The sequence below is a fragment of the Citrobacter sp. CF971 genome (genome assembly GCF_006385635.1).
GTDB classification, from domain to species: Bacteria; Pseudomonadota; Gammaproteobacteria; order Enterobacterales; family Enterobacteriaceae; genus Citrobacter; species Citrobacter freundii.
Genome location: NZ_CP041051.1, coordinates 3974708 through 3988876 on the forward strand (window position 1 = coordinate 3974708; position 14169 = coordinate 3988876).

Below are 14169 nucleotides of genomic sequence, written 5' to 3' on the forward strand. Positions count from 1 at the left end.
GCAAATACTTAATTTAAAAGAATTTATACAAAAATATGCGTTCTGGTTTATTTGACACAGATCGAATTTTAACCACTTCTCGTGAAGCCTCTCACAGTTCCACAACAAAAAAGTTGTGCAAAAAACTCTCTAATACCTAAGCTAACTCGAGTTAGCAAAAATGAGTTATTCAGCCAACTGCGACGGTGGTGTTCAACATCCGCTTTTGCAGCACGGCATAAAGTGAGATGAGGAACCTCGAATGAAAAAAAATAGCTTACCGAAAATTGGCATTCGTCCGGTGATTGATGGGCGCCGTATGGGTGTTCGTGAATCGCTCGAAGAGCAAACCATGAATATGGCTAAAGCCACCGCTGCGCTGATCGCTGAGAAACTTCGTCACGCCTGCGGCGCGCAAATTGAATGTGTCATTGCCGATACCTGTATCGCCGGGATGGCGGAATCTGCCGCCTGCGAAGAAAAATTCAGCAGCCTGAATGTGGGCGTGACCATCACAGTGACCCCATGCTGGTGCTACGGTAGCGAAACCATCGACATGGATCCAATGCGTCCGAAAGCTATCTGGGGTTTCAACGGTACAGAACGTCCGGGGGCCGTTTATCTGGCTGCCGCGCTGGCTGCGCATAATCAAAAAGGACTTCCTGCCTTCTCTATTTACGGCCATGACGTACAGGACGCCGGCGACACCACGATCCCTGCCGATGTGGAAGAAAAATTGCTGCGCTTTGCCCGCGCGGGCTTAGCCGTCGCCGGTATGAAAGGCAAAACCTACCTGTCCGTAGGCGGCGTTTCAATGGGCATTGCCGGCTCTATTGTCGATCATAACTTCTTTGAATCCTGGCTGGGAATGAAAGTTCAACCCGTTGATATGACCGAACTGCGTCGTCGCATCGACCAAAAAATCTATGACGAAGCTGAGCTGGAAATGGCGCTGGCGTGGGCGGACAAAAACTTCCGCTACGGTGAGGATCAGAACGCGCAGCAATATAAGCGCAATGCAGAACAGAGCCGTGCGGTGCTGAAAGAGAGTCTGCTAATGGCCATGTGCATTCGCGACATGATGCAGGGTAACCAGAAGCTGGCCGACAAAGGTCGGGTAGAAGAGTCGCTGGGATACAACGCGATTGCCGCAGGCTTCCAGGGCCAGCGTCACTGGACCGATCAATATCCGAATGGTGATACCGCCGAAGCGCTGCTCAACAGCTCCTTTGACTGGAATGGCATACGCGAACCGTTCGTTGTCGCCACCGAAAACGACAGCCTGAACGGCGTGGCGATGCTGTTCGGCCATCAACTCACCGGCACGGCGCAGGTCTTTGCCGATGTGCGCACCTACTGGTCGCCAGAAGCGGTAGAGCGCGTCACAGGTAAACCGCTGACCGGCCTTGCTGAGCACGGCATTATTCACCTGATTAACTCCGGCTCGGCAGCACTGGACGGCTCCTGCAAACAGCGCGACGACGCAGGGAAACCGACCATGAAACCGCACTGGGAAATCTCGCAAAAAGAGGTCGATGATTGCCTGGCGGCAACCGAATGGTGTCCGGCTATTCACGAATACTTCCGCGGCGGCGGCTACTCCTCTCGCTTCCTGACCGAGGGCGGCGTGCCGTTCACCATGACTCGCATCAACATCATCAAGGGCCTGGGGCCGGTACTGCAAATCGCCGAAGGCTGGAGCGTGGAATTACCGGAAGATATGCATGACCAGCTCGATGCGCGCACTAACTCTACCTGGCCGACCACCTGGTTTGCCCCGCGCTTAACCGGTAAAGGCCCGTTCAGCGATGTCTATTCGGTTATGGCTAACTGGGGTGCAAACCACGGAGTGCTGACGATTGGTCACGTGGGCGCAGACTTTATCACGCTGGCCGCCATGCTGCGTATCCCGGTTTGCATGCACAACGTGGAAGACGAGAAAATTTACCGTCCTTCAGCCTGGGCAGCCCACGGAATGGATACGGAAGGCCAGGATTATCGCGCCTGCCAGAACTACGGTCCGCTGTATAAGCGTTAAACATCGAGCAATTGCCTGATGGTGGCGCTTACGCGTCTTATCAGGCCTACGAAGCGCACGGTTTTGTAGGCTGGATAAGGCGAAGCCGCCATCCGGCAATAGGTAATCTCCCAGGAGCAATTATGAAACAAGAGGTTATCCTGGTCCTCGACTGTGGCGCGACCAACGTGCGGGCCATAGCCGTTGACCGTCAGGGAAAAATTATCGCCCGCGCCTCTACGCCCAACGCCAGTGATATTGCCGCGGAGAACGGTATCTGGCATCAGTGGTCGCTGGAAGCCATTTTGCAACGCTTCGCCGGCTGCTGTCAGCGGCTCTCCACGCAACTGGCCAATTGCCGTATCTGCGGGATCGCCGTCACCACCTTCGGCGTAGACGGTGCGCTGGTCGATCAACACGGCAGGCAGTTATATCCGGTAATCAGTTGGAAGTGCCCACGCACCGCAGCAGTAATGGAAAATATCCATCGCTACATGTCACCGCAGCAGTTGCAGGAAATCTCCGGCGTCGGCGCGTTTAGCTTTAACACGCTGTATAAACTGGTGTGGCTGAAAGAAAACCATCCACAATTACTGGAACAGGCGCACGCCTGGCTGTTTATCTCATCGCTTATCAACCACCGTTTAACCGGCGAGTTCACCACAGATATCACCATGGCGGGCACCAGCCAGATGCTGAACATCCAGCAGCGCGATTTCAGTGATGACATTTTGCAGGCGACCGGCATACCGCGCCGACTGTTTCCACGCCTGGTGGAAGCGGGCGAACAGATTGGGGTACTGCAAAACGAGGCCGCCAGCCAGCTCGGGCTACCAGTGGGTATTCCTGTGATATCTGCCGGGCACGACACGCAGTTTGCGCTCTTTGGCGCAGGAGCTCAGCCAGACGAACCGGTGCTCTCTTCCGGTACATGGGAAATTCTGATGGTACGCAGCGCACAGGTGGACACCTCTCTGCTCAGCCATTATGCGGGTTCCACCTGTGAATTAGACAGTCAGGTCGGGCTGTATAATCCCGGCATGCAGTGGCTGGCTTCCGGCGTGCTTGAATGGGTGCGTAAGCTGTTTTGGACTGCCGAATCGCCCTGGCAGACGCTGATTGACGAAGCCCGGTCCATTCCTGCTGGCGCAGAAGGCGTCAAGATGCACTGCGACCTGCTGACCTCTCAGAATGCGGGTTGGCAAGGGGTTACGCTCAATACCACCCGCGGGCATTTTTATCGCGCCGCACTGGAAGGACTGACAGAACAGTTGCAGCGGAATTTACACACGCTGGAAAAAATCGGTCATTTCCAGGCCACTGAATTGTTATTGGTTGGCGGGGGAAGCCGTAACGCATTGTGGAACCAGATTAAAGCTAATGTTCTCGGGATCCCTGTCAAAGTGCTGGATGACGCCGAAACCACCGTCGCAGGCGCCGCGATGTTTGCCTGGTCAGGCATTAGGGAATTTCCCTCACCGGAACAGGCCCGTGCACAGGTGCGCTACCAGTACCGTTACTTCTATCCGCAAACCGAATCCGAACTGACAGGAGTCGAGTAACATGCTCAAAACAATATCCCCCTTAATTTCCCCCGACCTGCTGAAGGTGCTGGCTGAAATGGGTCACGGCGATGAGATTATCTTTTCCGATGCTCATTTTCCGGCTCATAGCATGGGACCGCAGGTGATTCGCGCCGACGGTCTGCTGGTCAGCGACCTGCTGCAGGCGATTATTCCGCTTTTTGAACTGGACAGCTACGCCCCACCGCTGGTGATGATGGCCGCAGTAGAAGGCGACGCTCTCGATCCTGACGTCGAGGCTCGCTATCGACAGGCGCTTTCATTGCAGGCCCCCTGTCCAGACATCACGCGTATTGACCGTTATGCCTTTTACGAACGAGCGCAAAAGGCGTTTGCGATCGTTATTACAGGAGAGCGGGCAAAGTACGGGAATATTCTTTTAAAAAAAGGGGTAACGCCGTAATCTCTGGTCAGAATGCCCGTCTGGTACGGGCATTTATCATCAGATGAGGATCTGAACATGAAAGCGGCGCGCCAGCAGGCAATCGTAGATCTGCTTACCCACCACAAAAGCCTGACAACTGAAGCCCTGTCTTTGCAGCTAAACGTTAGCAAAGAGACCATCCGCCGCGATCTCAGTGAATTACAAACCCAGGGCAAGGTGCTACGCAATCACGGGCGGGCCAAGGCTATTCATCGGGAAAATCAGGACAGTGGCGACCCGTTCCATATACGACTAAAAAGCCACTATGCCCACAAAGCAAATATTGCCCGCGAAGCGCTGGCATGGATCGAAGAAGGTATGGTGATAGCTTTAGACGCCAGCTCAACATGCTGGTACCTGGCGCGACAGCTACCGGACATCAACATTCACGTTTTTACCAACAGCCAGCCCATCTGCCAGGAATTGGCTAAACGTGAACACATTCAGCTTATCAGCTCCGGCGGTCGCCTTGAGCGCAAATACGGTTGCTACGTTAATCCCTCGCTTATCTCGCAGCTAAAATCCCTCGATATCGACCTGTTTATTTTTTCCTGCGAAGGGATCGACAGCGACGGCGCGCTCTGGGACTCAAATGCAACCAACGCAGACTTCAAATCCATTCTGCTTAAGCGCGCATCGCAATCTTTATTGTTGATCGATAAAAGTAAATTTAATCGTTCGGGAGGGGCCAGAATTGGGCATCTGGATGATGTGACGCATATTGTTTCAGATACACAGCTGATTGAATCAATCCAGGCCGAATAGGGCGATTTCGCCGCCATCCAACCTGGATTGTAGCCTTATCGCTCGTCGCGACGACCGCCAACGGCCGCCCACAGACGACGTACGTGAACGGTTACTTCTTCACGGTCATGATACAACTGACGCGCCTGAATTTGGGCATTTACGCCATGTTCATCAAGCTGGGCCTGAATGTAAGCCAGGTTCTGTGATACCTCTTCGTAGCGTTTTTTCATCGGCAGCTTGAGGTTGAATATTGTCTCACGACACCAGCCGTTGACCAGCCATTGTGCCATCAGCGCGGCAACCTTCGCCGGCTTCTCCACCATATCGCAGACCATCCACGAAATATTGTTGCGATTCGGACGGTATTTAAATCCGTCTTCACGCAGCCAGGTAACCTGTCCGGTGTCCATCAGGCTTTGTGCCATTGGACCGTTATCCACGGAGTAAACCCACATGTTGCGTTTAACCAGCTGATAGGTCCATCCGCCCGGGCAGGCCCCTAAATCCACCGCATACATTCCGTTCGCCAGACGCTCATCCCATTCATCGGCAGGGATAAACACGTGCAGCGCTTCTTCCAGCTTCAGCGTTGAGCGGCTCGGCGCATCGGCCGGGAATTTCAGTCGCGGAATACCCATGTAGAACGGTGAGTTATTGTCAGGCCAGGAATAACCGGTATAACAACAGCCAGGGGCGATAAAGAAAACATGAACCACCGGACGTTTCGGCGTTTCATATTTTGCCAGTACGCCCGCTTCACGCAGCGCCGCGCGCAGCGGTACGGTAAATTTACGGCAGAACTTAACCAGCTCTTTGCTTTCATTGGTGTCGGCGACTTCGACACGCAGATCGCCACCCTTTTCCACCACGCCCTGCAGCATGCCAACGATCGGCGTAATGCGGTCTTCCGGCGGTAAATATTGCAGCAGTTCGCCCACCACAAACATTTGACGGGCAAAAATCAGTGAGCTAAACGGCAGCTCTTTCACTAGCTTTTCGGCATCATCCTGCTGATAGCATTCGAAGATGACGTAACCCGCATTGTCTTTCACGCGGGCAAAACCGAAGATTTCCCGGCGCCCTGCTTTATCCGTAATTTCTGCGGCGCACTCTTTTTCAAAACCCGGGCGACACAACAACACAACCTTATTCATGGCTAACGCCCTTACGTTTCAATCTAATAGCACCCACTAACATCAGCGCCCAGCCCACAAGGAAGCTGAAACCGCCGACGGGGGTAACAAACGCCCACAGGCGTAAATGAGAGAGCGCAAGGCAATACAGGCTGCCGCTAAACAGCACCGTTCCTAATGCCAGAAACACGCTACTCCAGTAAAACCAAATGCTAATGCGTCGCTGCATGGCGACGGCCAGGCCAAAGATAGCCAACGTATGGAACGCTTGATACTCAAGGCCAGTCTGGATCCACCCCATCTCAACGACACCGAGGGTTTTACTCAGAACATGTGCCCCAAAGGCACCCAACGCCACAAAGATAAAGCCACTTACGGCGGCAAAAATCAGCATAAAACGGCTGGTCATGTGAATACCCTACGTAAATTATTGTTCATAACGAAAGCGGAATTTTTCTTGTTCCGTGGCCGCTTTAGCCAAAATCCACTGACGGAAGGCGGCTATTTTACCCAGTTCTGCCTGACTGTCATGACAAACCAGATAAAATGCGTTTTTGCTGACCAGAACATCGTTAAACGGACAGACCAGACGTCCGGCTTCTATTTCGGACTGCGCCATGACGTTATTAGCCAGCGCAATCCCCTGTCCATGGATAGCAGCCTGTAGCACCATGGCGCTATGGCTGAAGATAGGTCCCTGCTGTACGTTGATATGATTCAGGCCAAGCTGGCGCGTATAGGCTTGCCAGTCACGGCGCGACGCATCGTGCAATAATGTGTGTTTAGCCAGATCGTCGGGCGTCTTCAACGGTTTATCACCGGTGAGTAATAGCGGCGAGCAGACCGGCAATAAATATTCTGCGTACAATTTTTCAACGCGCAGACCCGGCCAGTTGCCGCGTCCGTAGAAAATCGCCACATCTACATCGTCCGCCAGTTTGTCTTCCTGACGGTCCACCGCCTGGATCCTGACATCGATTCCCGGATAAGCTGAGTTAAAGCTAGAGAGTCTGGGCACCAGCCATTGGATCGCAAAACTGGGCAATAAACTGACGGTAAGTGCACCTTTTGCACTACGTGCCTGAAGTTTACGCGTCGCGTCGGTTAATTGCGAAAAAATCTCTTTGATGTCGAGGAAGTAGCTTTGGCCTTCTTCCGTTAACAGCAAAGATCGATTGCGTCGACGAAACAGCTTCAGCCCCAGGAAATCCTCAAGAGACTTGATTTGATGACTTACTGCGGCCTGCGTCACAAAAAGCTCTTCTGCTGCGCGAGTAAAGCTCAAATGACGCGCTGCAGCATCAAAAACACGCAACGCATTTAAAGGTGGTAATCGTTTTGACATGACTTTTAGGCTTTGATGTTAAATGAATTTAACAATTAGCTAACAGGCTGTAACCTATTAGTTTTTTTTATCTGAGCCATTATAAATTGTCCGTTGAGGTTCTACCAGCAAATACCTATAGTGGCGGCACTTCCTGAAGCCGGAACGAAAAGTTTTATCGGAATGCGTGTTCTGGTGGGCTTTTGGCTTACGGTTGTGATGTTGTGTTGTTGTGTTTGCAATTGGTCTGCGATTCAGACCATGGTAGCAAAGCTACCCTTTTTCACTTCCTGTACATTTACCCTGTCTGTCCATAGTGATTAATGTAGCACCGCCAAATTGCGGTGCTTTTTTTTGTCCGACTCTTTGTCGATGGATGACCGGTTAGTTATCCAGTTCTACCATCTCTTTCACGTCAGTGCGGTTAATCTGCTGTTTGTTGCCGTTAGCGTCTTTATACGAAATCATCCCCGTTTCATTATCGGTCTGTGGCTTACCGTCAGCTACGATTGATCGACCATCGTTGGTATGCATCACGTAATTCGAACCGGAACAGGCGCTCAGGGCAAAAGTCAGCATACAGGCAGAGATAATTGCGGCAGTCTTTTTCATCTTCTTCTCCTTAAAGCGATTTATGCTATTAAAAACACACTCCGTAACAGGCAAAATTGCTCGCCTAACGCTATTTAGCATAAGACACTGAGCGGGCTTTGCCAGGATATCCAGAGTATTCCGATGGTTAGCGCAACCCTTGTATCAATGCCCTTTTTGCGCCACGATCTGTTTACTGAACTGAGGAATACCATGAACGCTTTTAACCCCGCGCAGTTTCGCGCACAATTTCCCGCACTCAACGATGCTGGCGTCTATCTCGACAGCGCTGCTACGGCGCTGAAGCCACAGGCGGTGATTGAGGCTACCCACCAGTTTTATAGCCTGAGCGCCGGAAACGTCCATCGCAGCCAGTTTGCTGAAGCCCAGCGCCTGACCGCACGCTATGAAGCCGCGCGGGAAAAAGTTGCAAGCCTGATTAATGCACCGGATGACAAAACCATCGTCTGGACCCGCGGCACAACGGAAGCGATCAACATGGTTGCTCAAAGCTATGCGCGTCCACGCCTTCAGCCGGGTGATGAGATTATCGTTAGCGCAGCGGAACATCACGCCAACCTCGTGCCCTGGCTGATGGTCGCGGAGCAAACGGGGGCTAAGGTCGTCAAACTCCCACTCACCCCCGATTTATTGCCAGACGTTGAGCGCCTCACGCAACTCATTACCCCGCGCAGCCGCATTCTGGCACTCGGGCAAATGTCGAACGTCACCGGTGGCTGCCCGGATCTGGCCCGCGCCATCACGCTCGCCCATGCGGCTGGCATGGTGGTGATGGTTGATGGTGCCCAGGGGATTGTCCATTTTCCTGCCGACGTACAACAGTTAGATATTGATTTCTATGCGTTCTCGGGCCACAAGCTGTATGGCCCAACCGGCATTGGCGTGCTGTACGGTAAGCCTGAATTACTGGAAGCTATGTCACCGTGGCTCGGCGGCGGAAAGATGATTAGCGAAGTCAGCTTCGACGGTTTCACCACCCAGGCAGCCCCATGGAAGCTGGAGGCCGGTACGCCTAACGTTGCTGGCGTTATCGGGCTAAGCGCAGCGCTCGAATGGCTGGCGGACGTCGACGTTGCACAGGCCGAAAACTGGAGCCGGGGTCTGGCGACGATGGCAGAAGATGCGCTGGCGAAACGCCCCGGCTTTCGGTCCTTCCGCTGCCAGGATTCCAGTCTGTTAGCCTTTGATTTCTCGGGTGTTCATCACAGCGATATGGTTACGCTATTGGCCGAATATGGCATTGCGCTGCGCGCGGGGCAACACTGCGCGCAACCGCTACTGGCAGAACTGGGCGTATCCGGGACACTACGCGCCTCATTTGCCCCTTATAATACACAAAGCGATGTGGATGCGTTGGTCGCAGCCGTCGACCGCGCGCTGGAAATATTGGTGGATTAATGACAAGCCCTCTGTTCGCCGGACACCCGTTTGGCACAACCGTAACCGAAGAGACGTTACGCAATACCTTTATCCCGCTCACTCAGTGGGAAGATAAATATCGTCAGCTGATACTGCTGGGTAAGCAGTTGCCGGCACTTCCGGATGCGCTAAAAGCACAGGCCAAAGAAATCGCGGGTTGTGAAAACCGCGTCTGGCTGGGGCATACTCTTCATGAGAATGGCACTCTGCATTTCTTTGGTGACAGCGAAGGTCGAATAGTACGCGGGCTGTTGGCGGTATTACTCACCGCGGTCGAAGGTAAAACGGCCGCCGAGTTACTGGCGCATTCACCAATGGAATTATTTGACGAGCTGGGTTTACGCGCGCAGCTCAGCGCCTCGCGTAGCCAGGGGCTACATGCTCTTAACGAGGCAATTATCGAGGCTGCCCAGAAAGCCGGATGACGGCGCTGATGCGTCTTATCCGGCCTACAACACCGCACAAACCGTAGGTCGGATAAGCATAGCGCCATCCGACACAATCAGGGCTGGCGCGCCGCTTTGGCCATCATCTTCTTCAGCGCATGGGAGACGGCAACAAAACCAAAGGTGGCGGTCACCATCGTGGCCGCGCCAAACCCGGATGCGCAATCCATACGTTTCGGCCCTTCCGCCGTCGCTTTCATCGCACATACCGAGCCATCTGCCTGCGGGTACACCAGCGCTTCGGTCGAGAACACACAGTCCACGCCCAGCTTGCCTTTGCTGTTTTTCACCACGCCAAAATCGCTTTTCAGCCGCTCACGTAGCTTGGCCGCCAACGGATCCTGGATGGTTTTTGCCAAATCAACGACCTGAATCTGCGTAGGATCAATCTGTCCGCCCGCACCACCGGTGGTCACCAGCGGAATTTTGTTACGCCGACAGTACGCGATCAGTGCCGCTTTTGGGCGCACGCTATCAATCGCATCAATGACATACGAAAATCCCGCACTCATATATTCAGCAACGTTATCCGGCGTGACAAAATCATCAACCACGTTCACCCGGCACTCCGGGTTAATCTGGCGGATACGTTCAGCCATCACTTCAGCTTTTGCCAGGCCGACGTTATCGCGTAAAGCATGGATCTGGCGGTTAGTATTGGTGACACACACATCATCCATATCGATGAGCGTGATGGCGCCAATGCCGGTTCGTGCCAGCGCTTCCGCCGCCCATGACCCCACTCCGCCAATCCCAACCACGCAAACGTGCGATTGGGCAAACAGTTGCAGCGCATTTTCGCCATACAGACGCGCCGTACCGCCAAAACGCTGACGCCAGGCATCACTTATAACCACAGACATAACACCTCAAATTCATTAATACTACGCAGTATGGCTGCCGGATGGCGCTTCGCTTATCCGGCCTACGCGCTAATTTGTAGGCCTGATAAGGCTAGCCGCCATCAGGCAACTAGCCGCTAAATACGTTACCCGCACCCGGCGCGGTTTTCAGCACCCACACGCGTCCGTAGTGATTATACCACCCGGCACGGTGTCCGGCGTCTGCGCCAATACCCTGATAGATGTCGAAGTGCTGCCCTTTTATCGCCCCGCCCACATCCAACGCCACCATCAGACGCAGTTCGTACTGGCCGGTAAACTTGCCGTTATTGTCCAGTAACGGGACTTCCGCCAGTAACGTTGTGCCCGCAGGAATGATACTGCGGTCAGAAGCCACGGATGCGCGGCCAATCAACGGTACCGCGCTGGCCCCTTTCACCGGAGCAAAAGATTGTGGTTTAAAGAAGACAAACGATGGGTTCTGCTCCAGCAGCTCACGCACTTCGGCTTCGCTGTGCGTTTCACCCCAATGACGAATAGCCTGCATCGACATATCTTCTTTTTTCACTTCGCCACGGTCGATAAGCACTTTACCGATACTGCGATAGGCGTGGCCGTTTTTCCCGGAATAGCTAAAGAAGTTGAGCGGGCTGCCATCGCCAAAATCGATGTAACCACTGCCCTGAACATCCATAATGAAGTTATCCATCAGGGAGTTGCTGTATGCCAGAATATAATTGTCGCTTAGCGCGCCCGCGTAGATCTCGGCACGGGATGGTAAGCGCCCACGTTTTGGCGGCATACGATAGATAGGATACTGAAACTCGCCCTGGCGCGTATGCCGCGCCTGGATAACCGGCGTGTAGTAACCGGTAAACTGGACGTTACCGTAGTTATCAGCCCCTTCCATTTGCCATGCATCAATACCAAACTGGCGCATACTGCGCGTATCGCCACCCGCACGTAACCACTCCTGGATAGCGTTGTAAACGTTGCTCTGGTTACCGTACAAACGTGGCGATGCACTGCGAATTTGATTAACCTGCTCGGCGAAATCACCGGCATTGATTGGCGCGCCAACCGCATCAGGCTGGTTCACCAGTGAGAAAGGCTGGGTAAATTTCCCGTCTTTATACTGCTGCCCACGATCGGTGGGTTTTGAGGAACACGCGGCGAGCATCGCGACTACTGCTCCCGCCAGAAGATATTTTGCCCAACGTCCTTTCATTGTTCTCGTCTTATGTTGCCTGAATGCGAGACGAAGATAACAAACCCCCGAACCTAATGAAATGCGTATACCTACCCGAACGCAAATTTTGCGCAAAAAACAGTCCAGAATGCGTTGTTTTTGTTCGTTTTCACCCTAAAAACGTGATCAAGGTGAAAAAAGGGTTGCATGAAATCATTAGCAGAGTATAGTGCGCATCCACGGACGCGGGGTGGAGCAGCCTGGTAGCTCGTCGGGCTCATAACCCGAAGGTCGTCAGTTCAAATCTGGCCCCCGCAACCAATTAAAATCAGAAGCAGTAACGTTACTCGATGGAAGAGTAATGACGGACGCGGGGTGGAGCAGCCTGGTAGCTCGTCGGGCTCATAACCCGAAGGTCGTCGGTTCAAATCCGGCCCCCGCAACCAATTAAAATCTGATGTAATATTTTTGCAAAGTAGTTCAAATCACAGCAAGATGGCGACGCAGTGAATCCTTAGGAGCTTACTCCAGTAAGTGACTGAGGTGAAAGAGAAAAGCCAACACAGATGTGGTTTGAAATACGAAGCGAAAAGACGGACGCGGGGTGGAGCAGCCTGGTAGCTCGTCGGGCTCATAACCCGAAGGTCGTCGGTTCAAATCCGGCCCCCGCAACCAACATAGTTTGTTAAGGCTATTAAATAAGACCTTAAAAAAAAACCGCAAAAGCGTTTCGCTTTATGCGGTTTTTTTGTGTCTGCCATCCGCACGTATCGGTCAATTGTACGGACAGTAGCGGCAAATTAATAGTAACTCATGTTAAAGGTGGCCGTCGCCTCGAAATCTCCGTCCTTCAACGTTTTTCCATCCTGCAACAGTCGCACTACAATGGGAATCTCCTGCCACAACAGGAAACCATTACTCGCTTCATAACTGCCTGTTCCTGTCCCCAAATCCCCCCCTGCTAACGGGGCATTCAAAATATATTGCTCACGCGAAACCTTGTTATAAATATTCACACCAAAACCACTGGCAGCATTATCACCCGTTAGCTTGTTGAGTAATAAATTGTTATTAGTGTCAATAGGGTTCCCATTGCTGAGCACTCGGAGTTCCGTATCAGAAACCATACTACAACCGTTATTTTTCAATGTGACATATTGGTTTATTGGCATATTGCTAAAAAAATCAAACGTACCAAAATCGACTTTCGACGTATCGATTGTCACATTACAGGTGGTAGGCGTAATCGGAATAACAGGTGAATGAAAATAAAACCCTTTCATGACACCATTAAAACCCAGCTTAAAATACGTAGTGTTGACCGCTGATATCTGGCTCGATTTGGATTTGCTCTTATCGCTATAGAGCCCCCCCACATACCATAATTCCGCCCGAAACTCCCACCTGGCTCCGTTAAGCTGCTCAGGCGTCGCGGTGAACATCCCCCCTTTTTTAAGATGCCCCGAAACGCTTCCGCTGCCGTCGCCATAGGTCACGGTGTACCAGAATCCATAACCAAATCCATCGGCGATGCCGCCTATCAGCAAACCACCATCAGGCATCGTTTCAGGCAGTGAACCCGAAGAAAAACCATCCCCCGATACGCTGATGGCGGTTCCCGTGGACGGATTACAGGTGGAAATGACCGGTCCGCCAACCAGTACCGAACTTTGGAATAACTGCTGCAAATTTGTGCTTGTCAGTGTGACCGCCGTTACGGGCGACGATGCCATAGTTTGATCAATATATGTTGTAGCCGGCGTGGTAAATGAACAACTGGCCAATGCCCTGCTAACGCCACATAAGCCCAGCAATAGCAGCGTGATAATTCCATTTTTTTTCAGCATAACATATCCTTTTTATTCATAAACCGCGTCCACCATAACGCGTGTTCCATACAATCCGCTTGCGATGCCACTTTCACCGTTGCCCACTTTCTGAAAACGCGTCGCGAAATGGAAGACTTGTTCACTATTCGTCGATATTTGATTAGCGAAGGTAATTTCGTCCAGCAGGACATTTCTTGCACTGGTGCCATCCGTATTAAAAATAACAATGCCAACATTGGTACTGTTTTGTAAGTAATCGCTGAATACGCCATCAATAATAGGTCCGGCGTCTGTAGTACGAAACATAAAACGCATTGTTCTGGGTATTGGCGTCGTTTCGCTGCCGCAGTTGGTGAGCGTAATATTAAACGGCGTATAAATATCACCTCCACTGTAATCAGTGGGCGTTAACGCGTTCAATGCGCCGCCGACAGCAAACAGGCTTACATTTGTATCAGGCAAGTTAATTACTGGATCGAAGCTAATATTACAGGCGAAAATTGTTGGCGTAGCGGTCACCGTAACCTCCATCGCTGGTGCTTCAATCCAGATTTCCGCCAAGGAAAATGTTGGGCAAAGCGGTAGCAGTAAATAGAGTAGCTGCTTATAATGGCGCATTATTCCT

The 14169-nt window shown here is 52.3% G+C and carries 14 protein-coding genes and 3 tRNA genes; 9 read left to right on the top strand and 8 right to left on the bottom strand.

What is annotated here, in order from left to right:
- Positions 1-241: 241 nt before the first annotated feature.
- The 4 genes from fucI to fucR all read left to right on the top strand — a co-directional run bounded on the left by fucI (position 242) and on the right by fucR (position 4768).
- On the top strand, positions 242-2017 hold the full coding sequence (gene fucI, locus E6P06_RS22745) for an L-fucose isomerase (protein WP_003034050.1): 1776 nt from the start codon (positions 242-244) through the stop codon (positions 2015-2017).
- Positions 2018-2139: 122 nt separating this feature from the next.
- Positions 2140-3558: an L-fuculokinase gene (gene fucK, locus E6P06_RS22750; protein ID WP_088903098.1), complete on the top strand. Its 1419-nt coding sequence runs from the start codon at positions 2140-2142 to the stop codon at positions 3556-3558.
- A gap of 1 nt (position 3559) precedes the next feature.
- Complete coding sequence (fucU, locus tag E6P06_RS22755; protein ID WP_003840383.1) at positions 3560-3982, top strand: L-fucose mutarotase; 423 nt, start codon at positions 3560-3562, stop codon at positions 3980-3982.
- A gap of 57 nt (positions 3983-4039) precedes the next feature.
- Positions 4040-4768 (top strand): L-fucose operon activator, encoded by a 729-nt coding sequence (fucR, locus tag E6P06_RS22760; protein ID WP_049015100.1) that lies wholly within the window; start codon positions 4040-4042, stop codon positions 4766-4768.
- Between the two features lie 35 nt (positions 4769-4803).
- On the opposite strand, the gene rlmM is transcribed toward fucR, so the two are convergent.
- From rlmM to E6P06_RS22780, 4 genes are all read right to left on the bottom strand, one after another.
- Positions 4804-5904, bottom strand: coding sequence for a 23S rRNA (cytidine(2498)-2'-O)-methyltransferase RlmM (rlmM, locus tag E6P06_RS22765; RefSeq protein ID WP_003034040.1), 1101 nt, complete (start codon positions 5902-5904; stop codon positions 4804-4806).
- Complete coding sequence (locus E6P06_RS22770) at positions 5897-6292, bottom strand: DUF423 domain-containing protein (protein WP_003034037.1); 396 nt, start codon at positions 6290-6292, stop codon at positions 5897-5899. The genes rlmM and E6P06_RS22770 overlap by 8 nt, the downstream gene beginning before the upstream one ends.
- A gap of 18 nt (positions 6293-6310) precedes the next feature.
- Positions 6311-7228: a glycine cleavage system transcriptional regulator GcvA gene (gcvA, locus tag E6P06_RS22775; protein ID WP_003034035.1), complete on the bottom strand. Its 918-nt coding sequence runs from the start codon at positions 7226-7228 to the stop codon at positions 6311-6313.
- 363 nt (positions 7229-7591) lie between these two features.
- A complete protein-coding gene (locus E6P06_RS22780; RefSeq protein ID WP_003840386.1) occupies positions 7592-7819 on the bottom strand; it encodes a YgdI/YgdR family lipoprotein in 228 nt (75 codons plus the stop codon).
- A gap of 192 nt (positions 7820-8011) precedes the next feature.
- Between E6P06_RS22780 and csdA the strand changes: the two genes are divergently transcribed.
- Positions 8012-9217, top strand: a complete 1206-nt coding sequence (csdA, locus tag E6P06_RS22785) for a cysteine desulfurase CsdA (protein ID WP_086529894.1) — start codon at positions 8012-8014, stop codon at positions 9215-9217.
- Positions 9217-9663, top strand: a complete 447-nt coding sequence (gene csdE, locus E6P06_RS22790) for a cysteine desulfurase sulfur acceptor subunit CsdE (RefSeq protein ID WP_003840390.1) — start codon at positions 9217-9219, stop codon at positions 9661-9663. Before csdA ends, csdE begins: the two co-directional genes overlap by 1 nt.
- A gap of 77 nt (positions 9664-9740) precedes the next feature.
- Here csdE and tcdA read toward each other — a convergent pair whose 3' ends face one another.
- On the bottom strand, positions 9741-10547 hold the full coding sequence (gene tcdA, locus E6P06_RS22795; protein WP_003846496.1) for a tRNA cyclic N6-threonylcarbamoyladenosine(37) synthase TcdA: 807 nt from the start codon (positions 10545-10547) through the stop codon (positions 9741-9743).
- 109 nt (positions 10548-10656) lie between these two features.
- Positions 10657-11754, bottom strand: a complete 1098-nt coding sequence (gene mltA / locus E6P06_RS22800; RefSeq protein WP_046670349.1) for a murein transglycosylase A — start codon at positions 11752-11754, stop codon at positions 10657-10659.
- A 205-nt stretch (positions 11755-11959) separates the two neighbouring features.
- On the opposite strand from mltA, the gene E6P06_RS22805 reads away from it, so the two are divergent.
- From E6P06_RS22805 to E6P06_RS22815, 3 genes are all read left to right on the top strand, one after another.
- Positions 11960-12036, top strand: a tRNA-Met gene (locus tag E6P06_RS22805).
- A gap of 48 nt (positions 12037-12084) precedes the next feature.
- Positions 12085-12161 (top strand) — tRNA-Met (locus E6P06_RS22810).
- Between the two features lie 152 nt (positions 12162-12313).
- Positions 12314-12390 (top strand) — tRNA-Met (locus E6P06_RS22815).
- A gap of 125 nt (positions 12391-12515) precedes the next feature.
- On the opposite strand, the gene E6P06_RS22820 is transcribed toward E6P06_RS22815, so the two are convergent.
- Together E6P06_RS22820 and E6P06_RS22825 are read right to left on the bottom strand one after the other, a co-directional pair.
- A complete protein-coding gene (locus E6P06_RS22820; protein WP_139935753.1) occupies positions 12516-13562 on the bottom strand; it encodes a fimbrial protein in 1047 nt (348 codons plus the stop codon).
- 12 nt (positions 13563-13574) lie between these two features.
- Complete coding sequence (locus E6P06_RS22825) at positions 13575-14162, bottom strand: hypothetical protein (protein WP_139935754.1); 588 nt, start codon at positions 14160-14162, stop codon at positions 13575-13577.
- Positions 14163-14169: the final 7 nt, after the last annotated feature.

Excerpts from the sequence above, each read along its gene's own strand:
- tcdA (WP_003846496.1), bottom strand. The coding sequence starts at position 10,547 with ATGTCTGTGGTTATAAGTGATGCCTGGCGTCAGCGTTTTGGCGGTACG.
- csdA (WP_086529894.1), top strand. The coding sequence starts at position 8,012 with ATGAACGCTTTTAACCCCGCGCAGTTTCGCGCACAATTTCCCGCACTC.
- E6P06_RS22770 (WP_003034037.1), bottom strand. The coding sequence starts at position 6,292 with ATGACCAGCCGTTTTATGCTGATTTTTGCCGCCGTAAGTGGCTTTATC.
- mltA (WP_046670349.1), bottom strand. The coding sequence starts at position 11,754 with ATGAAAGGACGTTGGGCAAAATATCTTCTGGCGGGAGCAGTAGTCGCG.
- fucU (WP_003840383.1), top strand. The coding sequence starts at position 3,560 with ATGCTCAAAACAATATCCCCCTTAATTTCCCCCGACCTGCTGAAGGTG.
- rlmM (WP_003034040.1), bottom strand. The coding sequence starts at position 5,904 with ATGAATAAGGTTGTGTTGTTGTGTCGCCCGGGTTTTGAAAAAGAGTGC.
- fucK (WP_088903098.1), top strand. The coding sequence starts at position 2,140 with ATGAAACAAGAGGTTATCCTGGTCCTCGACTGTGGCGCGACCAACGTG.
- E6P06_RS22780 (WP_003840386.1), bottom strand. The coding sequence starts at position 7,819 with ATGAAAAAGACTGCCGCAATTATCTCTGCCTGTATGCTGACTTTTGCC.
- csdE (WP_003840390.1), top strand. The coding sequence starts at position 9,217 with ATGACAAGCCCTCTGTTCGCCGGACACCCGTTTGGCACAACCGTAACC.
- fucR (WP_049015100.1), top strand. The coding sequence starts at position 4,040 with ATGAAAGCGGCGCGCCAGCAGGCAATCGTAGATCTGCTTACCCACCAC.
- E6P06_RS22825 (WP_139935754.1), bottom strand. The coding sequence starts at position 14,162 with ATGCGCCATTATAAGCAGCTACTCTATTTACTGCTACCGCTTTGCCCA.
- E6P06_RS22820 (WP_139935753.1), bottom strand. The coding sequence starts at position 13,562 with ATGCTGAAAAAAAATGGAATTATCACGCTGCTATTGCTGGGCTTATGT.
- gcvA (WP_003034035.1), bottom strand. The coding sequence starts at position 7,228 with ATGTCAAAACGATTACCACCTTTAAATGCGTTGCGTGTTTTTGATGCT.
- fucI (WP_003034050.1), top strand. The coding sequence starts at position 242 with ATGAAAAAAAATAGCTTACCGAAAATTGGCATTCGTCCGGTGATTGAT.